General features: G+C 73.7%; 16 protein-coding genes and 1 pseudogene. 13 read left to right on the top strand and 4 right to left on the bottom strand.

From position 1 onward, the window contains the following. Positions 1 to 53: 53 nt before the first annotated feature. Positions 54 to 941 carry a serine hydrolase gene (locus tag AXW62_RS26595; protein ID WP_079115806.1) on the bottom strand — a complete coding sequence of 296 codons (888 nt, stop codon included), beginning with the start codon at positions 939 to 941 and terminating at the stop codon, positions 54 to 56. A gap of 348 nt (positions 942 to 1,289) precedes the next feature. Here AXW62_RS26595 and AXW62_RS26590 point away from each other — a divergent pair, with 348 nt between their 5' ends. From AXW62_RS26590 to AXW62_RS26530, 13 genes are all read left to right on the top strand, one after another. After that, positions 1,290 to 2,462 carry a 4Fe-4S dicluster domain-containing protein gene (locus AXW62_RS26590; protein WP_060946740.1) on the top strand — a complete coding sequence of 391 codons (1,173 nt, stop codon included), beginning with the start codon at positions 1,290 to 1,292 and terminating at the stop codon, positions 2,460 to 2,462. Further along, entirely contained in the window at positions 2,459 to 2,914 is a 456-nt protein-coding gene (locus AXW62_RS26585; RefSeq protein WP_030838573.1) for a cyclic nucleotide-binding domain-containing protein, read from the top strand. The genes AXW62_RS26590 and AXW62_RS26585 overlap by 4 nt, the downstream gene beginning before the upstream one ends. Beyond that, positions 2,911 to 3,723, top strand: a complete 813-nt coding sequence (locus AXW62_RS26580) for an FAD/NAD(P)-binding protein (RefSeq protein WP_060946739.1) — start codon at positions 2,911 to 2,913, stop codon at positions 3,721 to 3,723. Before AXW62_RS26585 ends, AXW62_RS26580 begins: the two co-directional genes overlap by 4 nt. Before the next feature lies 1 nt (position 3,724). Further along, positions 3,725 to 4,567, top strand: coding sequence for an NADH-quinone oxidoreductase subunit B family protein (locus AXW62_RS26575; protein ID WP_060946738.1), 843 nt, complete (start codon positions 3,725 to 3,727; stop codon positions 4,565 to 4,567). Beyond that, entirely contained in the window at positions 4,564 to 5,919 is a 1,356-nt protein-coding gene (locus tag AXW62_RS26570; RefSeq protein ID WP_060946737.1) for a Ni/Fe hydrogenase subunit alpha, read from the top strand. Before AXW62_RS26575 ends, AXW62_RS26570 begins: the two co-directional genes overlap by 4 nt. Continuing rightward, complete coding sequence (locus AXW62_RS26565) at positions 5,916 to 6,419, top strand: hydrogenase maturation protease (RefSeq protein WP_060946736.1); 504 nt, start codon at positions 5,916 to 5,918, stop codon at positions 6,417 to 6,419. The genes AXW62_RS26570 and AXW62_RS26565 overlap by 4 nt, the downstream gene beginning before the upstream one ends. A gap of 237 nt (positions 6,420 to 6,656) precedes the next feature. Then, positions 6,657 to 8,933, top strand: coding sequence for a carbamoyltransferase HypF (gene hypF / locus AXW62_RS26560; protein ID WP_060946735.1), 2,277 nt, complete (start codon positions 6,657 to 6,659; stop codon positions 8,931 to 8,933). A 17-nt stretch (positions 8,934 to 8,950) separates the two neighbouring features. Beyond that, positions 8,951 to 9,250 carry a HypC/HybG/HupF family hydrogenase formation chaperone gene (locus tag AXW62_RS26555; protein ID WP_030838590.1) on the top strand — a complete coding sequence of 100 codons (300 nt, stop codon included), beginning with the start codon at positions 8,951 to 8,953 and terminating at the stop codon, positions 9,248 to 9,250. Next, the gene (gene hypD, locus AXW62_RS26550) at positions 9,247 to 10,368 is read left to right on the top strand and encodes a hydrogenase formation protein HypD (RefSeq protein ID WP_060946734.1); all 1,122 of its coding nucleotides are present in this window, start codon (positions 9,247 to 9,249) and stop codon (positions 10,366 to 10,368) included. Before AXW62_RS26555 ends, hypD begins: the two co-directional genes overlap by 4 nt. A 64-nt stretch (positions 10,369 to 10,432) precedes the next feature. Further along, on the top strand, positions 10,433 to 11,422 hold the full coding sequence (gene hypE / locus AXW62_RS26545) for a hydrogenase expression/formation protein HypE (RefSeq protein WP_079115808.1): 990 nt from the start codon (positions 10,433 to 10,435) through the stop codon (positions 11,420 to 11,422). Positions 11,423 to 11,514: 92 nt separating this feature from the next. Continuing rightward, positions 11,515 to 12,180 carry a CBS domain-containing protein gene (locus tag AXW62_RS26540; RefSeq protein ID WP_030838599.1) on the top strand — a complete coding sequence of 222 codons (666 nt, stop codon included), beginning with the start codon at positions 11,515 to 11,517 and terminating at the stop codon, positions 12,178 to 12,180. A 174-nt stretch (positions 12,181 to 12,354) separates the two neighbouring features. Next, positions 12,355 to 13,239, top strand: coding sequence for a polyphosphate kinase 2 (ppk2, locus tag AXW62_RS26535; protein WP_051886588.1), 885 nt, complete (start codon positions 12,355 to 12,357; stop codon positions 13,237 to 13,239). After that, a complete protein-coding gene (locus AXW62_RS26530) occupies positions 13,236 to 15,872 on the top strand; it encodes a bifunctional acetate--CoA ligase family protein/GNAT family N-acetyltransferase (protein ID WP_060946732.1) in 2,637 nt (878 codons plus the stop codon). The genes ppk2 and AXW62_RS26530 overlap by 4 nt, the downstream gene beginning before the upstream one ends. A 20-nt stretch (positions 15,873 to 15,892) precedes the next feature. Here AXW62_RS26530 and AXW62_RS26525 read toward each other — a convergent pair whose 3' ends face one another. The 3 genes and pseudogenes from AXW62_RS26525 to AXW62_RS46115 all read right to left on the bottom strand — a co-directional run. Then, entirely contained in the window at positions 15,893 to 16,771 is an 879-nt protein-coding gene (locus AXW62_RS26525; protein WP_060946755.1) for a universal stress protein, read from the bottom strand. 142 nt (positions 16,772 to 16,913) lie between these two features. After that, positions 16,914 to 18,686, bottom strand: coding sequence for a DUF4118 domain-containing protein (locus tag AXW62_RS26520; RefSeq protein WP_252368746.1), 1,773 nt, complete (start codon positions 18,684 to 18,686; stop codon positions 16,914 to 16,916). A 129-nt stretch (positions 18,687 to 18,815) separates the two neighbouring features. Further along, positions 18,816 to 19,309 (bottom strand): annotated as a pseudogene (locus tag AXW62_RS46115) (histidine kinase); the annotation flags it as partial. Positions 19,310 to 19,706 lie beyond the last annotated feature (397 nt).

Raw genomic sequence — 19,706 nt, 5'->3', positions numbered from 1 at the left:
CGCCCCGCCCGTCGCACGGGCCGCGTCGCCGCCGGTGATCGGAACGGAACCGCCTACGGCTGAGCGCTGGACGTGGGCAGGTTGAGGCGTGCGTGGACGGCGCGGGCGACGCCCTCGATGGTGGCGATGCCGTCGTCCATCGTGGCGTTGTCCTGCGAGAGCACCGTGATCGTGTAGTCGTGGCCGTTGCCGGTGAAGGCGCCGAGGCTGTGCACCCGCCAGCCGTGCGTGGCCCGCTCCAGCCAGCCGTTCTTCACATGCACCTGGACGTCGCTCGGCGCGCCGGCCGGGGTTCCCCAGCGCTGCGAGGGGATGACCTCGCCGGTCAGCTTCAGGATGTAGGCGCGGGAGTCCTCGCTGAGCACCGGGTTGGGGTGGGTCACCAGGTCGAGGAGTTTTTCCTCGTCGTTCGCGGTGATCTGGGTGAGTCCCCAGTGACCCTCGCTGTCGAGGACGGTGTTGGTCATGCCCGCGGCCTGGAGGAATCCGCCCACCTTGGCCGTCCCGAGCTGCCTCCACAGCGCGGTGGTGGCATCGTTGTCGGACTGTGTGATCATGGCGGTGGCGTGGGCCTTCTCCGCCTGCGTCAGGGCGCGGTGGTCCTTCTGCGCGTCCCACAGCAGCGTGCCGAGCACGGTCACCTTGACCGTGCTCGCGGAGTCGAACGCGCGGTCCCCGTCCAGCGTGCAGGTGGTGTTCGTGGTGCGGTCGTGGAGGCTGATCGCCGTCGTGGCGGGGGAGCCGTCCAGGGCCGCGTTGATGTCCTGGGAGAGCTTGTCGGCGAGTTCGGGATGGTCCGAGGTGCAGACCGCCGCCTGCGGGGTGGCGGCGTGAGCCGACCCCACCGAGGCGATCGTCGGTACGAGCGCCCCCGCGGCCAGGGCCGCTCTCGACGCCAGGGTGGTACGGGGAAGCCGGGGTATTCGTCGGTGCCGACCCATGGTGTGCCTGTCCTTCCGTTCCTGTGCGACGCGTCGGGCCGTTCGTGTGCGACGCGTCGGGCGGGGCCTTCGCCCGCCTCGAGGGCATGCTGATGCTCCGGTCCCGGAGGACGATCCGGCGGCAGGTGCGGTTCGAGCACGCGTCCGAGTCTCACAAGATCGCTCCACAATGGGCACAGCACCTGGGCATCCCGGGCGCGGTGCGGCGGGGGCCGCCGGCGTGTGACGCCGTCCCGTACGCCCGCACAGCGGTGGGCCCCGCGCATTCGGCCGAGCACGTCCGTGTCGGGGCCGGAATCCGCGCGTTCATGGCGGAACCTGTGCGCAGATACGCCCCGTCGCCTGCCGATGACCGAGGTGAGCTGTGTGAGTACGTCGACGCTTCCTCCGGCCGAGGGAGCCGTGATCGGCCGTGATGGGCTGACCGCCCTGGTCGAAGTCCTGCGGGCACGCGGTTACACGGTGGTCGGCCCCACGGTCCAAGACGGTGCCATCGTCCTGCGGGAGCTGGAATCCGCGGCCCAGCTGCCGTACGGATGGGGCGTGGACCTGGAGGCCGGCCAGTACCGGCTGCGACCGCGTACGGACGGCGCGGCCTTCGCCAACGCGGCCGGCCCGCAGTCGTGGAAGACGTTTCTGCACCCTGCCCGGGTGCGCCAGTGGACGGCCGAACGCGTGGACGGAGAGCTGGTCATCGAGGCGGACGACACCCCGCCGCCGCGCTTCGCGTTCCTCGGTGTGCGCTCCTGCGACCTGCGGGCCGTCGCCGTCCAGGACCGGGTGCTCACCGCCGGACCGCACCCCGACCCCACCTACCGGGGCAGGAGGTCCGGGGCGTTTCTGGTGGCGGTGGAGTGCACCGAACCCGGCGGGACGTGCTTCTGCGCCTCGATGGGCACCGGACCCGCGGCCGGGCCCGGGTACGACCTGGTGATGACCGAGCTGGTCGATGACGCGGGGCATCGGTTCTGGATCCGCGGTGGCAGTCCGGAGGGCACCGATGTCCTGGCGGAGCTGCCCGGCGAACCGGCCTCCGAGGCCCTCCGGACGGCCGCTGTGCACGCCGTCGCGTCCGCCGCCGGCCGGATGGGCCGGACGATGCCGGACACCGACCTGCACCGGCTGATGGCGGAAACGCTGGACGCGCCCCGCTGGGACGACGTCGCCTCACGGTGCCTGACCTGCGGTAACTGCACCATGGTGTGCCCGACCTGCTTCTGCACCACCACCGAGGACGTCACCGATCTGACCGGGAACCACGCCGAACGCTGGCGGGTCTGGGACGTCTGCTTCAACCTGGACTTCTCGTACCTGCCGGGCGGCCCCGTACGCGCTTCACCGCGCAGCCGCTACCGGCAGTGGCTCACCCACAAACTGGGCACCTGGTACGACCAGTTCGGCTCGTCGGGATGTGTGGGCTGCGGGCGGTGCGTCGTCTGGTGTCCGGTCGCCATCGACATCACCGAAGAGGCCGCGGCCCTGCACGACTGGACCCGGCGCGCGGAAGACGGGGCGTCATGACCGCTTGGCCGCTGCTGCTGGACACCCTCCCGCAGGTCCAGCGGGAGCGCTTGTTCACGCTCGCCGGCGAGAGGGACTTCCCCGCGGGCGGCACCCTGTTCGACGAGGGCGGCGTCGCCGACCGGTTCTGGCTGATCCGCTCCGGCGAGGTCGCGCTGGACGTGTACGTCCCCGGCCGCCGGGCCCAGGTGGTGGAGACCCTCGGTCCTCGGCAGCAGCTCGGATGGTCCTGGATCTTCCCGCCGTACCGCTGGCACCTGGGCGCCCGGGCCCTGTGCCCCGTGCGGACCTGGGAGTTTCCGGCGGCCGAGGTACGGGAGCTGTGCACGGCCGATACGGAGCTGGGGTACGAACTGATGCTGCGGTGCGCGGCGCTGATCGCCGACCGGCTCCAGGCCACCCGGTTGCGGTTGCTCGACCTGTACGCGCCGCACGGAAGCGTCCCGTCGTGACGACCGTGCCCGTGCCGTACCGGGTGACCGCCGCCTCGGCGGAGACCGCGGACTGCGTGTCGCTCGAGGTGACACCGGTGGGGCAGGCGCTGCCGGGGTTTACGCCGGGCCGGTTCGCCATGGTGTACGCCTTCGGCGTCGGTGAGGTGCCGATCTCGGTCAGCGCGATCGGCGGTGGGCACCGGCTGGTGCACACGGTGCGCGCGATCGGCGCGGTCACCGGAGCGCTGTGCCGGCTCAGGGCGGGCGACGCGGTCGGCCTGCGGGGCCCCTACGGCGTCGGCTGGGATCTCGACGCGGCGGCCGGGTCCGACGTTCTGGTGGTCGCCGGCGGTATCGGGCTCGCTCCGCTGCGCCCGGTGGTGCGCCATGTGCTCGGTCACCCCGGCCACTACGGCCGGCTGCGCGTACTGATCGGCACCCGCGCCCCCGAGGATCTCCTCTACCGGGAGGAACTGGCTCACTGGCGGCGCGCCGCCGCGCAGGTGGAGGTGACCGTGGACCGGCCCGGCCCCGGCTGGCGCGGCAGCGTGGGCCTGGTCACCACCCTGCTGGACCGGGTCGACACGCGCCCGGACCGGACCACCGCGCTGGTCTGCGGACCCGAGGTGATGATCCGGCACACCGCCCGGGCGCTGCTCGCCCGCGGCCTGCCCGCGCACCGGATCCAGGTGTCGCTGGAGCGGAACATGCGCTGCGGCACCGGCCACTGCGGCCACTGCCAGCTCGGGCCGCTGCTGCTGTGCCGGGACGGCCCGGTCGTCGGCTACCACCGGACCCGGTCCCTGCTCGCCGTGAGGGAACTGTGAGATGGACACCGACGCCCGCCCCGCCCTCGCCGTCTGGAAGTTCGCCTCGTGCGACGGCTGCCAGCTGACCCTGCTCGACTGCGAGGACGAACTGCTCCCGCTCGCCGGACCCGTGCGCATCGCGCACTTCCTGGAGATGTCCACGGCCGAGGACTCGGCGGAGCCGGCCACCCTCGCCGGGACCGGCCCGTACGACCTGTCGCTGGTGGAGGGGTCCGTCACCACCGCTGAGGACGTCCTGCGTATCCACCGCATCCGGCGGATCTCCCGCCGTCTGGTCACCATCGGGGCCTGTGCCACCGCGGGAGGTGTCCAGGCGCTGCGCAATTTCGCCGACGTCGAGGAGTTCCGCGCGGCGGTCTACGCCAGCCCGGAATACATCGCGACCCTGGACACCTCCACGCCCATCGCCGCGCACGTCCCGGTCGACTTCGAGCTGCGCGGCTGCCCGATCGACCGTGGCCAGCTGCTGGAAGTGATCACAGCCTTCCTGGCCGGGCGGAAGCCGAACGTATCCGCCCAGAGCGTCTGCTTCCAGTGCAAGCGGCGCGGAACGACCTGTATCACCGTCGCCCGCGGCATCCCCTGTCTGGGGCCGGTCACCCACGCCGGATGCGGTGCCCTCTGCCCTGCCTACGGGCGGGGGTGCTACGGCTGCTTCGGGCCGGTCCCCCACCCCAATCTTGAGGCCATGGTGCGCCAGCTGCGGCACGACGGCATGAGCGAGCGGGACATCCTGCGGGTCTTCCGCACCTTCAACGCGGCCTCCCCCGAATACGCCCCCGTACCCGGGCTCATCGCCGAGGAGACCACCCATCCGGCCGCGGAGGAAGGGCCCCGATGAGCCACCGCGCATCCCGGGTCCTGCGCCTGGACGCCCTCGCCCGGGTCGAGGGAGAGGCCGCCCTCCACCTGACCGTGCACGACGGAACGGTCACCGGGACACGACTGCGCATCTACGAGCCACCGCGTTTCTTCGAGGCGTTCCTGGTGGGCCGCGGACACCACGAGCCGCCCGACATCACCGCACGGATCTGCGGAATCTGCCCCGTCGCCTACCAGATGACCTCCTGCCAGGCCATCGAGGCAGCCTGCGGGGTCACGGTCGACGGGCCGCTCGCGGAACTGCGGCGGCTGCTCTACTACGGCGAGTGGATCGAGAGCCAGTCCCTGCACATCCATCTGCTCCACGCCCCTGACTTCTTCGGCCACCCCAGCGCGGTCGAGCTCGCCCGCGACCAGCGCGCGGCCGTGGAACGCGGCCTGCGGATCAAACAGGCGGGCAACGCCGTCATGGAACAACTCGGCGGCCGTGCCATCCACCCGGTCAACGTCCGCGTCGGCGGGTTCTACCGCGTGCCCGGCCCGGCCGAACTCGCCCCGCTGGCGCGGCGGCTGCGCCGGGCCCACGACGACGCGCTGGAAACCGTGCGCTGGGTCTCCGGCTTCGACTTCCCCGACGCCGCCTTCGACGGCCCGCTGCTGGCGATGCGCGACCCCGGCCGGTACGCCATCGACTCCGGAACCCCGGCCGTCCTGGCCGCGAGCCCCGGATCGGACGGTGCCGCCCCCGTGACGCCCTTCCGGGTCGAGGAGTTCGAGCGCCACGTCGTGGAACGGCAGGTCCCCCACTCGACCGCCCTGGTGTCCGAGCTGGACGGCCACCCCTATCTGACCGGCTCGCTGGCCCGGTACGCGGTCAGCGGACGGTGGCTCCACCCGTCGGCCCGCGGCGCCGCGCGGGAGGCGGGACTCGGCGACCCGGCCGCCGGCGCGGTGTGCCGCAACCCCTTCCGGAGCATCGTCGTGCGCGCCGTCGAAGTGGTCCACGCCGTGGCCGAGGCGCTGCGGATTATCGACGCCTACGAGCCGCCGGCCCGGCCGTACGCCGAGGTACCACCGCGTCGAGCCACCGGCCGCGCGGCCACGGAGGCGCCGCGCGGGCTGCTCTACCACCGCTACGCCATGGACGCCGACGGCACCCTCACCCTCGCCCGCATCGTGCCGCCCACCGCCCAGAACCAGGCGGCCATCGAGGACGACCTGCGCCGCCAGGTGCAGGCCCGTCTGGACCGGCCGGACGAGGCGCCCGGCGACGCGGAGCTGACCGCGCTGTGCGAGCGGGCCGTCCGCAACCATGACCCGTGCATCTCCTGTTCCGCGCACTTCCTGGACCTGACGGTGGAGCGCGGATGACGGGCCGGGTGGTGGTCATCGGCGTGGGCAATCCGTTCCGCCGGGACGACGGAGCGGGCCCGGCCGTCATCGAGACCCTGCGCGCCCGGGTGCCCGACGGCACGGTGCTGACCGACAGCGACGGCGAGCCCGGCAGGATGCTCGGCCTCTGGCACCGGCCGGACGCCGTCATCGTGGTCGAGACGGTGCACGCGCACCCCGGGCAGCCGGGGCGGCTGCACACCCTGACGGCCGAGCGGGCCGCGCGGCTCGCGGCGCGGCCCACCAGTACCCACGGCTTGGGCCTCGGTGAGACGTTCGCCCTGGCCGCCGCGCTCGGCCGGCTGCCCCGGAGCCTCAGCGTGCACGCCGTCGAAGGGGCCGATTTCCGCCTCGGGTGCGGGCTCAGCCCGCCGGTGGCCGGCGCACTCCCCGTACTGATCCGCCAGGTGGCCGGGGCCATCGGCCACGCTCATGACCGCCTGCGGCGCGACGGCCACGAACGGATGGGCCACCGGTGACGCGCACGCCGCCTGGCCCCGGCCGCGGTGCGCGCGGCCTTGCGCCGTTCCGGGAATCGAAAGGGCGCCGTCCTGGCGTGGCTTCCCGCGGTGGCCGCCCCGGTTCCTAGCATGGCCGATGGCCCCGCCGGCCGGGCCCAGGCCCGGCCCTGACACCGGCCGTCACCACACCCGACGGAAGCGCCACGCCATGGACCAGCCATCCGCCGCACCCCGCTCCGCCCCGGCGGGGCGGGCGTGACCGCCGTCGCCCGGCCGCTGCCGGTCCGCCGCCTGGTGGCGGTCGGCGGGGTGGTCCAGGGCGTCGGCTTCCGGCCCTTCGTCCACGCCCTGGCCACCGAACTGGGCCTGTCCGGACAGGTGGCCAACGGACCGGACGGGGCGCGGATCGAGATCGAGGGCGGCTCGGAGGCGGTGGCCGCCTTCTGCCACCGGCTGACGGCGGACGCGCCCGCGCTGGCGGACATCGTCTCGGTGGCCACCTCCGAGCTGCTCCCGACCGGCGGCACCGGTTTCGCGATCGTCCCCACCACGACGGGCGACGGCCGCACCCTGGTCCCGCCCGACGCCGCCACCTGCGACGCCTGCCTGACCGAGCTGACCGATCCGGCCGACCGCCGCCACCGGCACCCGTTCATCACCTGCACCGACTGCGGCCCACGCTTCACCATCACCACCGCCATGCCGTACGACCGGGCCACGACCACCATGGCGGCGTTCCCGATGTGCCCGGACTGCGCGGCCGAGTACTCGGACCCCTCCGACCGGCGGTTCCACGCCCAGCCCATCGCCTGCTGGGCGTGCGGACCACGCCTGCGGCTCACCGGCACCGTACGGCGGACGGGCGGTGCCGCGTTGGCCGAGGCCCGGCGGATGCTGGCGGCCGGGGCGATCGTGGCGGTCAAGGGCATCGGCGGCTACCACCTGGTCTGCGACGCCGCCGCCCCGAGGGCCGTGGGCGAGCTGCGACGCCGCAAGGCCCGTGGCGACAAGCCGTTCGCCGTGATGACCCCCGACCCCGGCACCGCCGCCCGGCTCGGCCACCTCGGCCCGGCGGAGCGCCGTCTCCTCACGGGGCGTGCCCGCCCCATCGTGCTGCTGCGCCGCCGGTCCCCCTCCCCGCTCGCGCCACAGGTGTGCCCGGGGAGCCCGGACATCGGGGTGCTGCTGCCCTACACACCGTTGCACCGGCTCTTGTTCGGGCTGCCGGGCGACCCACCCGGTCCCCACATCCTGGTGGTGACCAGCGGAAACCTCTCGGGCGAGCCGCTGGTGACCGACGACCGGGAGGGTTTGCGCCGTCTGGACGGGCTGGCCGACGCCTGGCTCTGGCACGACCGGCCCATCGCGGTGGCCTGTGACGACTCGGTGGTCCGGGTCCGTAACGACGGCTCGCCCCTGCCGATCCGCCGCTCGCGCGGTTTCGCCCCGGCGCGGATCCGCCTTCCGGTGGCCGTCCGTCCGGTGCTCGCGGTCGGCGGGGACATGAAGAACACCCTGTGCCTGGCCGAGGGCGACGCCGCCTGGCTGTCCGCCCACGTCGGGGACCTGAACAGCTTGTCCGCCCGGCACGCCTTCGCACGTGCCGAGAACCATCTGCGCGAACTCACCCGCGTCGAGCCGGTCCGCGTCGCGGCCGACCGGCACCCCGGCTACCGGTCCGCGCGATGGGCACGGCGTGACGGCCGGCCGCTCACCCTGGTCCAGCACCACCACGCCCACATCGCTTCCGCCATGGCCGAACACCAGCTGGACGAGCCGGTGCTGGGCATCGCCTTCGACGGCACCGGCTACGGCGACGACGGCGCCGTATGGGGCGGCGAGGTACTGCTGGCCGACTACGCGGGGTACCGCCGCCTGGCGCACCTGTCGTACGTCCCGCTGCCGGGCGGTGACGCGGCGGTGCGCCATCCGTATCGCATGGCACTGGCACATCTGCGCGCGGCCGGTCTTGCCTGGTCGCCCGACCTGCCCTGCGTCGCCGCCTGCTCACCCGGTGAACTCCGTCTGCTTGAAGCCCAGTTGGCGCGCGGTGTCGCATGTGTGCCGACATCCAGCATGGGACGGCTGTTCGACGCCGTCTCCTCGCTGGTGGGCGTCTGCCACCGGGCGGGGTACGAGGCTCAGGCCGCCGTGGAACTGGAGGCCGCGGCCGTGGCCGCCGACGGGGTGCGGAACGGCTATGCCTTCGCGCTCGAGGATCCCGCACCGCTGCTGGGGGCCGTCGTGGCCGATCTGCGCGCGGGTACGGCGGTCCCGCTGATCGCCGCCCGCTTCCATCTGGCGGTCGCCGGCGCGGTCCGCGCCGCCTGCCGGAAGGCACGCCGGAGCACGGGGGTGCGGACGGTCGTCCTCACCGGCGGAGTGTTCGCCAACGCCTTCCTGGACGGGATGTGCTCCGCCGGACTCGCCGAGGACGGATTCACCGTCCTCGGGCACACGGTGGTCCCGCCGGGTGACGGCGGCCTGGCCCTGGGACAGGCGGTCGTCGCCGCCCGTGTCGCCGACGACTGAGGAACGAGGAGGAGCACATGTGCCTGGCGGTACCCGGCCGCGTGGTCGGCATCGGGGAACGGGACGGTACGCCGATGGCGCGGGTCGATTTCGGCGGGGTGGTCAAGGACGTCTGCCTCGCCTATCTGCCGGAGATCGAGGTCGGTGAGTACGCGATCGTCCACGTCGGGTTCGCGATCCAGCGGCTCGACGAGGAGTCCGCCCTGGCCACCCTCCGGCTCTTCGAGGAGATCGGGGCACTGGACGAAGAGTTCGCGGACGCCTGGGCACGAGCGGCGGCCGAAGCGGAGAGCCCGCCCGAGGAGGAGAACCGGTGAAATACATCGACGAGTTCCAGGATCCGGAGCTGGCCCGGCGGCTGCTGGCGGACATCGCCCGGACGGTCACCCGGGACTGGACCATGATGGAGGTCTGCGGCGGCCAGACCCATTCGATCATCCGGCACGGCATCGACCAACTGCTGCCCGAGCCGATCGAGTTGATCCACGGGCCGGGCTGCCCGGTCTGCGTCACCCCGCTGGAGGTGATCGACAAGGCGCTGGAGATCGCCTCCCGGCCGGGCGTGGTCTTCTGCTCGTTCGGCGACATGCTCCGGGTGCCGGGAAGCGACCGCGACCTGTTCCGGGTCAAGAGCGACGGCGGCGACATCCGTGTGGTGTACTCACCGCTGGACGCGCTGCGGATCGCCCAGCGGACCCCGGACCAGCAGGTGGTGTTCTTCGGGGTCGGCTTCGAGACCACCGCGCCCGCCATCGCCATGGCCGCCCACCAGGCCAAACGGCTCGGCGTGCGGAACTTCAGCCTGCTGGTCTCACACGTCCGGGTGCCACCGGCGATCGAGGCGATCATGCGGTCCCCCCACTGCCGCGTCCAGGCGTTCCTCGCCGCCGGGCACGTGTGCAGCGTGATGGGCACCCTGGAGTACCCCGCCCTCGCCGAAACCCACAAGGTGCCCATCGTGGTCACCGGATTCGAACCGCTGGACATCCTGGAGGGCATCCGCCGGGCGGTGCGCCAACTCGAGCGAGGAGAACACCGCGTCGAGAACGCCTACCCGCGCGCCGTCCACCCGCAGGGCAACCCGGTGGCGCTGAGCGTGCTGAGAGAGGTGTTCACCACCACCGACCGCGCCTGGCGCGGCATCGGCACCATCGCGGACAGCGGCTGGCGGCTGGCGGACGCCTACCGGGACTACGACGCCGAGCACCGGTTCGAGGTCACCGGCCCGGCCACCGGCGAACCCGCGGTGTGCCGCAGCGGAGAGGTGCTCCAGGGCCTGATCAAACCCCATGAGTGCGCGGCCTTCGGCACCGCCTGCACCCCGCGCACACCGCTCGGCGCGACCATGGTCTCCGGCGAGGGCGCGTGCGCCGCCTACTACCGGTACCGGCGTCTGGCCACGCCCCGCCCGGAGGAGGCGGTTTCCGTTGACTGACACCACCGCCGGCACCGCCGACTGGTCCTGTCCGGTGCCGCTGCGCGACCACCCGGTGGTGGTGATGGGCCACGGTGGCGGAGGAGCGCTCTCCGCCGAGCTCACCCGGCACCTCTTCCTCCCCGCCTACGGCGGCGAGACGCTGGGAGAACTCACCGACTCGGCCGCTGTCACGCTCGGCGGCGCCCGGCTGGCCTTCTCCACCGACTCGTACGTGGTCCGCCCGCTGTTCTTCCCCGGCGGGAGCATCGGAGATCTGGCGGTCAACGGCACCGTCAACGACCTGGCCATGAGCGGAGCCGTTCCCGCGTACCTGTCCTGCGCGTTCCTCCTGGAGGAGGGAACCGAGCTGAGCACCGTCGGCCGGGTCGCCCAGGCGCTCGGCGCGGCCGCCCGGACGGCAGGCGTCACCGTGGTCACCGGCGACACCAAGGTGGTCGACTCCGGCCACGGCGACGGCGTGTACGTGAACACCGCGGGAATCGGCCTGATCCCCGAGGGCGTGGACATCCGCCCGCAGCGTGCCCGGCCCGGGGACGTGGTGATCGTCAGCGGACCGATCGGCCGGCACGGCATCGCCATCCTCAGCGTCCGCGAAGGGCTCACCTTCGGCACCGAGGTGACCAGCGACACCGCACCCCTGGCCGGACTGGTCCAGGCGATGCTCGCCGTCACCCCGGAGATCCACGTCCTGCGCGACCCCACCAGGGGCGGCCTGGCCGCCGCTCTGCACGAGATCGCGGAGACCTCGAAGACCGGGGTGGTGCTGGACGAGGGAGCGGTGCCCGTTCCGGACGCGGTGGCCACCGCCTGCGCCTTCCTCGGTCTGGACCCGATGTACGTGGCCAACGAGGGCCGCCTGGTGGCCTTCGTCCCCCGGACCCACACCGACGCGGTACTGGAGGCGATGCGCGCGCATCCGCAGGGCCGCGAGGCTGCCGTGATCGGCGGGTGCGTGGCCGAACACCCCGGCATGGTGGTGGCCCGCACCGGGCTCGGAGCCACCCGGATCGTGGATCCGCCGATCGGCGAGCAACTGCCCCGCATCTGCTGAACGGCGCCGTCCCCGGGTGGCCGGGGGACACCGGCGGGCCGGACACTGGAGGTGGAAGAGCCATCGGAACGCCGCGCGGAGGGAGGAACCTCGTGCCCGAGACTCCGCACATCGTGAGTGATGTGATGACCCGGACGGTGGTGGCCGTAGGGCGTGACGCGCCGTTCAAGGAACTGGTGCAGACACTGGGCCAGTGGCGGGTGAGCGCCATGCCGGTGCTGGAGGGCGAGGGGCGTGTCATCGGTGTCGTCTCCGAGGCGGATCTGCTGCCCAAGGAGGAGTACCGGGACGCCGATCCGGATCGCTTCGAGCAGTTGCGGCGCCTCCCCGACCTCGCGAAGGCGGGGGCGGTGACGGCGGAGGAGCTGATGAGCTCCCCGGCGGTGACCGTGCACCCGGACGCCACCTTGGCCGAGGCGGCCCGGATCATGGCCATCAGAGGGGTCAAACGGCTTCCCGTGGTCGACGCCGAGAGCAAGCTGCAGGGAATCGTCAGCCGTGGCGATCTGCTGAAGGTCTTCCTCCGCCCGGACCAGGACATCGAGGAAGAGGTCCGCCGCACGGTGGTGTCCTACCTCTTCCCCGGCAGCAACGTCCACGTCCAGGTGCGGGAGGGGGTCGTCACGCTCGGCGGACAGCTCCGCGACACCGCGCTGATCCCCGTGGCCGCGCGCCTGGTCCGGGCCGTGGAGGGGGTCGTGGACGTGGAATGCCACTTCCGGGGTGTCGGGCCGGACGAGGCCGGGCGCACCGCCTGAGCGCTTCGGAGGCGGCCGGACACCGGGCGGCCGGGCACCGCGGCGGCACCCCGCCCACGGCACCGATGACACCGGCGGCAGCGCCGTTGCCGCGTGACACCCGTCAGGAGGCAGCACCGTGGAACACAGGGTCACCAGGGGGCCCGACGGCTCGTCCGGCCGGCGCTGGCCGCGATGAACGAGCGACCCCGCGGCGCCGGCGGCGGTGGACCGGGACGCCTGCCGCGTGCCCCGTACGAGAAGGAACTGCGCCGTCTCCAGATCGAACTGGTGAAGCTCCAGGAGTGGGTGCGGGCCGAGGGACAGCGCGTCGTGGTGGTGTTCGAGGGACGGGACGCCGCCGGGAAGGGCGGCGCGATCAAACGCTTCACCGCACGCCTCAACCCGCGCGTCGTCCGCACCGTCGCCCTGCCCGTGCCCACCGACCGCGAACGCACCCAGTGGTACTTCCAGCGCTATGCCGAGCAGCTTCCCGCCGCGGGGGAGATCGTGCTGTTCGACCGCAGCTGGTACAACCGGGCCGGTGTCGAGCGGGTCATGGGTTTCTGCACCGAGGAGGAGCACCGGCGCTTCCTCCGCCAGTGCCCGGTCTTCGAACGGATGCTGGTCGAGGACGGGATCCTGCTGCGCAAGTACTGGTTCTCGGTGAGCGACGCCGAGCAGGAGCGGCGGTTCCGCCAGCGCCTGAGCGATCCCACCCGGCGCTGGAAGATCTCCGCGATGGACCTGGAGTCCATCACCCGCTGGGAGGCGTACTCGCAGGCCAAGGATGAGATGTTCGCCGGCACCGATCTCCCCGAGGCCCCGTGGTACGTCGTCGAGAGCGACGACAAGCGCGCCGCCCGGATCAACATGATCGCTCATTTGCTGTCGACCGTCCCGTACGGTGACGTCCGGCTCCCCCGGCTGCGCCTGCCGCCCCGTCCCGCGCCCACCGGTTACCAGCGGCCGCCCAGGCACCTGCAGACCTACGTGCCCGACCACGCGGCCTCGCTCCGGGCACCGGACCACGGACCGGCACCCGGCGCGGACACGGCCGGGGGAAGAGGAGACGGATGACGGACGCCCCCGACCGCCCCGACACCGTCCACGCCCTGCTCGCCGACGGCAGCACCGTGGAGATACGCCCCGCGCGGCCACAGGACCGGGACGAGGTGCTGCGCATGCACCGGGAGATGTCTCCCGGCGCCACGCGGCTGCGGTTCTTCGCCGTCAACCCGCGCTACGCCCAGGAGACGGCCGAACGCGTCTGCACACCGGGACACCCCGGTTACCGCGCGCTCCTCGCGCTGGCCGATGGCCGGGTGGTCGGGGTGGCCGAGTACACCGTGCTGCCCGCCTCCCCCGGCGCACCGGTGTCCGCCGACATCGCCCTGGCCGTCGCCGAGGGCCGCCACGGGCAGGGCATCGGCACCCTGTTCGCCGATCTGGGGTTGCGCACTTCCCGCCACTTCGACGGCACCGAAGTCCGCTGCACCGTCCACCTGGAGGAGGACGAACACTACCTGGCGGCGGTGGACCGGCGCGGCCGGATCGCGGATGTGGCCAGCCTGCGGCCACTGCTGCTGCCACGTTCGGTGGCCGTCGCGGGGGCGGGCCGGCGGGCCGGGTCGGTCGGCCGGGCCGTGCTGGGGAATCTGCGGTCCGGCGGCTTCACCGGCCCGCTGTACGCGGTCAACCCGCACGCCGCGGTCATCGAGGGGACACCGGCGTTCCCGTCCGTGGCGGCCCTCCCGCTCGTACCGGACCTCGTGGTGCTCGCCGTGCCGGCGCCCGCGGTTCCCGAGGTCGCCGCGCAGTGCGGTGCCGCCGGGGTCCGGGCGCTGGTCGTCCTGACGGCGGGGCTCGACACCGGCCAGGCGGAAGCGCTGTTCACCTGCTGCCGCCACCACGGGATGCGGCTGGTGGGCCCCAATTGCCTGGGGATCGCCGACACGGCCGAGGAGACCCGCCTGAACGCCACGTTTGCCGCGCATCCCCCGCTGCCCGGCTGCGCGGGGGTCGCCGTGCAGTCGGGCGGCGTCGGCATCGCGCTGCTCGAACGGTTCGGCCGTCTCGGCGTCGGCGTGTCCAGCTTCGTGTCACTCGGCGACAAGTACGACGTCAGCGGCAACGACATGCTCCAGTGGTGGGAGGCGGACCCCCGCACCCGGCTCGCCGTGCTCCACCTGGAGTCCTTCGGCAATCCGCGGGCCTTCTCCCGCACCGCGCGCCGCGTCGCCCGCACCATGCCCGTCCTCACCGTGGACGCGGGCCGCTCGGAGGCCGGACGGCGCGCCGCGGCCTCGCACACCGCCGCCGCGGCCACCCCCACCATGACCCGCGGTGCCCTGTTCACTCAGGCCGGCATCATCGCAACCCGGAGCATTGCCGAACTGGTGGACACCACGGCGCTGTTGCATGCCCAGCCGCTGCCCGCGGGCACCCGGGTCGCGGTGGTGAGCAACGCGGGAGGCGCCGGTGTGCTCGCCGCCGACGCCTGTGCCGACGCGGGGCTGACCGTCCCCGCCCTGGACCCGGGACAGGCGGCCGAACTGCGGGAGATCCTGCCGCCCGGTGCCGCCACCGGCAACCCCGTGGACACCACGGCCGCCGTCACCGCCGACCGGATGCGCTCCTGCCTGGGCCGGCTGGCGGCACCCGGAGCCGTGGACGCCGTGCTGGTGGTGCTCGTGCCCACCGCCCTGGCCACCGGAACCCGCGACGACCCGCTGCTGGCCCTCACCGACGCGCCGGCCCGGCGATCCCGTCCGGTGACCGCCGTCCTCCTCGACCAGGAGGCACCCGTGCGGCTGCTCGCGAGCGCCGACGGCCGCCCCGTCCCGGCGTATTCCGAGCCGCGGTCGGCGGCGCGGGCGCTGGCCCACGCCGCCCGCTACGCGCGCTGGCGCGCCGAACCGCCGGGGAGTGTCCCGCCACTGTCGGGCATCGACCCCGCCGGTGCCACGGCCGTCGTGGGGGAGTTCCTCACCCGTCACCCGGGCGGAGGGTGGCCCGACCCGCGCGTCTGCTCGGCCCTGCTGGACCGCTACCGCATCCCCCAGCTGCCCTGGGCCTGGGCCGAGGACGAGGACACCGCCGTGGCCGCCGCCGGACACCTGGTGGCGGACGAGCGCGGCCGGGTGGCCGTCAAGGCGTACTGGCCCGGACTGGTGCACAAGACCGATCTGGGAGCGCTGCGGCTCGACCTGGAGGGGCCGGACCAGGTGCGTCACGCCTACCGGGACCTGCGGGCGCGGTTCGGGGACCGGATGACCGGTGTACTCATCCAGTCCATGGCGCGCCGGGGCGTGGAGCTGTTCGCGGGCGTCGTCCAGGACGAGGTGTTCGGCCCCTTGGTGCTCTTCGGCCTCGGCGGCACCGCCACCGAACTCCTCGCCGACCACGCCGCCAGGCTCGCCCCGCTCACCGACCGCGATGCGCACAGCCTCCTCACCGCCCCGCGCAGCGCCCCGCTGCTCTTCGGCTACCGGGGCGGCGGGCCCGTGGATCTGGAGGGTCTGGAACAGTTGCTGCTGAGGCTGTCCCGGATGGCCTGTGACCTCCCTCAGCTCGCCGAGGCCGACCTCAACCCGGTGGTGGCCCGGCCCGACGGCGTCGCGGCCCTGGACGTGCGGCTGCGCCTGCTGCCGCGCCACGCGCACGACCCCTACCTGCGGCGGCTGCGTGCCGCACGGCGGTGGCGGGCCTGAACGCGCCCGTACCGCGCCGTTCACACCTGCTGCGGGACGATCACGACCGGGCACGCGGAGCGGTGGAGTACGGCGTGGCTGACCCGGCCGAGTTGCAGTCCGGTGTGGTCGCGGCGCCGCAGGGCGCCGACGACCAGCAGGTCGGCCTGCTCCGACACGTCCAGCAGAACCCGGTGGGCCGGCCCTTCGATGACCTCGCGGTGGACGGTGACGTCATCGTGCTCGTGCGGCACCTGGCCCAGCGCCTCGCTGAGTACGCTCGCCGCCTGCTCCTCGTAGATCAGCCCGTTCGCCTCGCGCTCGAGCGGCGACTGGCCCGCGTGCGGGTGCGCGGGGCGCCGCCAGGAGCGCACGGCGTGCAGAGCGGCGTTCCTCGCCCGTGCCTCACGGAAGGCGAACCGGACCGCCGCCGACCCCTCCACCAGGTCGCCGACCGCGAGCACCACGCGCCGGAGGGCGCCCGCGCGGTTCTTCTCCCCGCCACGGACCACGACCACCGGGGAGACGGCGCGCGCCGCCACCGCCAGGCTGACCGACCCCAGCAGTGTCTCCGCGAGCGCGCCTCTGCCACGGGACCCGGTGACCACGGCGAACACCTCACGTCCCTGCCCCAGCAGCCCCAGCACCGTGTCCTCCGCCAGGACCTCCGCGGACACCTTCACGTCAGGCTTGCGCAACGCCGCGCGTTCCGCGCAGGCCGCGACGATGTTCTCGGCCGTTATCTGCCCCGCGGAACGGTCGGTGCCGAACGAGGGCAGATGTTCCTCGTACCGTTCCCACCGGGAGGCGTGGACCAGGTGCAAGGGAAGCTCATGGCGTGCCGCCTCGTCCACGGCCCAGTCCACGGCCTGCAGGCTGGATTCCGACCCATCGACACCCACGACCAGCGGGAGCGCCATCATCCCCACCGCCTTCCTCCACTCGGCTGGTCCGCTTCAGGTACCCCCGTGGCCACGCGCGCACCACCCCGGTTCTCCGGACGGCCGAGGCGCCCGTCCTCCCGGGGCAGCGGGCCGGGCCGTGGGGTGCGCGGACCACCCCTCACGGCTCCCCGGGGCAGTGTGCCGACGCGGGGAGGGTGAGCGTGACGGAGAAGGCGGCGCCGTCGGTGACGGGGGTGAGGGTGCCGCCCATCGCCTCGGCGAGGTCACGGGACAGCCGTAGCGGAAGGGTGTCGGCCCTGGTCCCGCCGGGCGGGGAGCCGGTGCCGTCGGTGATGCGGACCGCCAGGTGGCCCGGTAGGGCCTCGGCGGTGAGGGCGGGCGGTGCCCCGGGCGGACTGTGGCGCAGGGCGTCGGCTCCGAGCGCGGTCAGGACGCGGGTGAGGAGGGCGGCGTCGGCGATGACGTACGGCAGCTGCTCCGGCACGTGGAGGGCGATGGCGCGGCTGCCGGCGCCCAGGTCGTCGAGCGCGGCGGTGAGCGCCTCGTCGAGAGCGACCGGGCGGAGGCAGAGGTCGACGGCGCCCGCGCGCAGCCGGCCGAAGTCGTTCAGGTCGGCGACCAGCTGGGTGGCGCGGCGCACCGACGCCCGGGCGGCCGCCAGGGCGCCGGCGGCCCGGTACGAGTCGGCGTCGGCGAGGCGCGCGAGCGCGTCCTCGGCCGTGCGCAGCGGGGTCAGGAGGTCGTGGCCGGCGGTGAGCAGGAGCGAGGAGCGGGTGTGCTCGGCCGCGGCGAGGGTGTCGGTTTCCGCGGCGTGCCGGGCCAGCCGGCCGTGGGTGTGCGCGATGCCGATCTGGGTCGCGCACGCGGTGAGGATGCGCTGGTCGTCGGAGCTGAGTGCGGGGCCGCGGGCGGCGAGGGTGAGGCGGTTGTCGATGGGCGTCTCCACGTCGCTGTCGTACGGGCGCTCCGGTGGCCGCTCGCCGGTGCTGGCGACCACGTACCAGCGGGGTTCCGCGGTGTGGTCCGCGGTGCGCTCCAGCAGGCTCACCGCGGTCAGCGAGAAGGTTTCGCGCACCTGCTCCAGGAGGGCCGGCAGGTCCTGCCCGCGCGTCATGGCGGATGCCAGACGTGTCAGCGCCCGCGCTTCGGACGTGGCGCGCAGGGCCCGGTGGGTGTGGCGGGCGGCGGCCCCGGACGCGGCGCCGACCAGCCAGGCGGCGACGACGAAGACGGCCAGCGCGACGATGTCGACGGGGCGCTCGACCTTCAGCGAGTGCGACGGCGCGGTGAGGTAGTAGTCGGCGAGCAGCCCGGCGGCGACCGCGGCGGCCAGGGCCGGGCCAGGGCCCCCGACAAGGGCCGTCAGGACCACGGCCAGCATGAGGACGAGCAGGGCGCCGGCGAGGCCGAGCCGGCCCCGCAGCGCCGTCAGCACGAGCGTCAGGACGGGCAGCAGCACCGCGGCCCCGGCCAGCGCGGACCACAGCCGGACCGGTCCGCTGCCCGCGGTGCCGCGGTGGCCGGGCCGGGGCAGCCGCTGCGCGGTGGCACCGGCGGCTTGTTCGTGGGTGACGATGTGCACGTCGATGGGGCCGGAGCGGTGGATCGTGCGCTGCCCCACGCCCGCGCGCAGCAGCCGCGAGAGCCGTCCGCGCCGACTGGCTCCCAGCACGATCTGGGTGACGTTCTCGTCCTCGGCGAACCGCAGCAGCGCCTCGGGCACGTCCTCGCCGAGGGTCTGGTGGTAGCTGCCGCCCAGCGACTCCACCAGGGCCCGCTGCGCGGCCAGCTCGCCCGGGTGCGGCTGGACGAGCCCGTCACCGGGCACCACGTGCAGCGCCAGCAGCTCGCTGCCCGGAGTGCGGGCGGTGATCCGGGCGGCGCGGCGGATCAGCGTCTCGTCCTCGGGGCCACCGGTCAGGGCGACCATGATGCGCTCGCGGGTCTCCCAGGGAGCCGTGATGCCGTGTTCGGTGCGGTAGCGCTGCAGCCCCTCCTCCACACGGTCGGCGAGCCACAGCAGGGCCAGCTCGCGCAGCGCGGTGAGGTTGCCCAGCCGGAAGTAGTGGGTGAGGGCGCCCTCGACCCGGTCGTGCGGATAGACGTCGCCGTGCACCAGGCGGCGGCGCAGCGTCTCGGGCAGCAGGTCCACCAGCTCGATCTGGTCGGCGCGGCGCGCCACCTCGTCGGGCAGGGTTTCGTGCTGGGTGACGCCGGTGATCTGCCGGACCACGTCGTTCAGCGATTCCAGGTGCTGGATGTTGAGGGTGGTGATGACGTCGATCCCCGCGTCCAGCAGCGCGTCGACGTCCTGCCAGCGCTTGGTGTTGCGCGATCCCGGCACGTTGCTGTGGGCCAGCTCGTCGACCAGCGCCACCTGGGGACGGCGGGCCAGATCTCGGTGAAGACCGCTCCCCGGTGCGACAGGGTGCGCCGGGGCACGGTCTCCAGCCCCTCGGCCAGGGCGGCGGTCAGCCGCCGCCCGTGCGGCTCCACCAGGCCGATGACCACGTCGGCGCCCTCGGCGCGCAGGCGCCGGCCCTCCTGGAGCATGGCGTACGTCTTCCCGACCCCGGGCGCGGCCCCGAGGTGGATGCGCAACCGTCCACGCGCCATCGGCGGGCTCCTCGCCGTCTCGGCTGTGATCACACCCCGTTTCCATGGTGCGCCCGCGGACACGGGATGTCCGCCACGGCAGCCGTCCGCCCGGTGTTCGGGCGTCCTCACCCGATCGGCCCGATTTACCGGGGGACACCAGCCGGTCGCGGGCACCGGCCGCGGGCGGGCCGCTACCTTCTGCTTCGGCGGGAGTGGCACACCTTCATGACCGATCGGGGCGGTTCCCACGGCGGATCTGGCGTACCTCGCGTCGACCGTCGCGGTGTTCGCCGCCATCGGGATGGTGGTGAAGGGGACCGAGCGCCTGTGAACGGCGTCCGCGCGGCCGCCG

The organism is Streptomyces hygroscopicus subsp. hygroscopicus, from assembly GCF_001553455.1.
GTDB lineage: Bacteria > Actinomycetota > Actinomycetes > Streptomycetales > Streptomycetaceae > Streptomyces > Streptomyces hygroscopicus.
The sequence above is the reverse complement of the archived record's forward strand: the minus strand, read 5'-3'. Positions and strand labels throughout refer to the sequence as shown.

Excerpts from the sequence above, each read along its gene's own strand:
- AXW62_RS26595 (WP_079115806.1), bottom strand. The coding sequence starts at position 941 with ATGGGTCGGCACCGACGAATACCCCGGCTTCCCCGTACCACCCTGGCG.
- AXW62_RS26590 (WP_060946740.1), top strand. The coding sequence starts at position 1,290 with ATGACCGAGGTGAGCTGTGTGAGTACGTCGACGCTTCCTCCGGCCGAG.
- AXW62_RS26585 (WP_030838573.1), top strand. The coding sequence starts at position 2,459 with ATGACCGCTTGGCCGCTGCTGCTGGACACCCTCCCGCAGGTCCAGCGG.
- AXW62_RS26575 (WP_060946738.1), top strand. The coding sequence starts at position 3,725 with ATGGACACCGACGCCCGCCCCGCCCTCGCCGTCTGGAAGTTCGCCTCG.
- AXW62_RS26570 (WP_060946737.1), top strand. The coding sequence starts at position 4,564 with ATGAGCCACCGCGCATCCCGGGTCCTGCGCCTGGACGCCCTCGCCCGG.
- AXW62_RS26565 (WP_060946736.1), top strand. The coding sequence starts at position 5,916 with ATGACGGGCCGGGTGGTGGTCATCGGCGTGGGCAATCCGTTCCGCCGG.
- AXW62_RS26555 (WP_030838590.1), top strand. The coding sequence starts at position 8,951 with ATGTGCCTGGCGGTACCCGGCCGCGTGGTCGGCATCGGGGAACGGGAC.
- hypE (WP_079115808.1), top strand. The coding sequence starts at position 10,433 with ATGGGCCACGGTGGCGGAGGAGCGCTCTCCGCCGAGCTCACCCGGCAC.
- ppk2 (WP_051886588.1), top strand. The coding sequence starts at position 12,355 with ATGAACGAGCGACCCCGCGGCGCCGGCGGCGGTGGACCGGGACGCCTG.
- AXW62_RS26530 (WP_060946732.1), top strand. The coding sequence starts at position 13,236 with ATGACGGACGCCCCCGACCGCCCCGACACCGTCCACGCCCTGCTCGCC.
- AXW62_RS26525 (WP_060946755.1), bottom strand. The coding sequence starts at position 16,771 with ATGGCGCTCCCGCTGGTCGTGGGTGTCGATGGGTCGGAATCCAGCCTG.
- AXW62_RS26520 (WP_252368746.1), bottom strand. The coding sequence starts at position 18,686 with ATGGTCGCCCTGACCGGTGGCCCCGAGGACGAGACGCTGATCCGCCGC.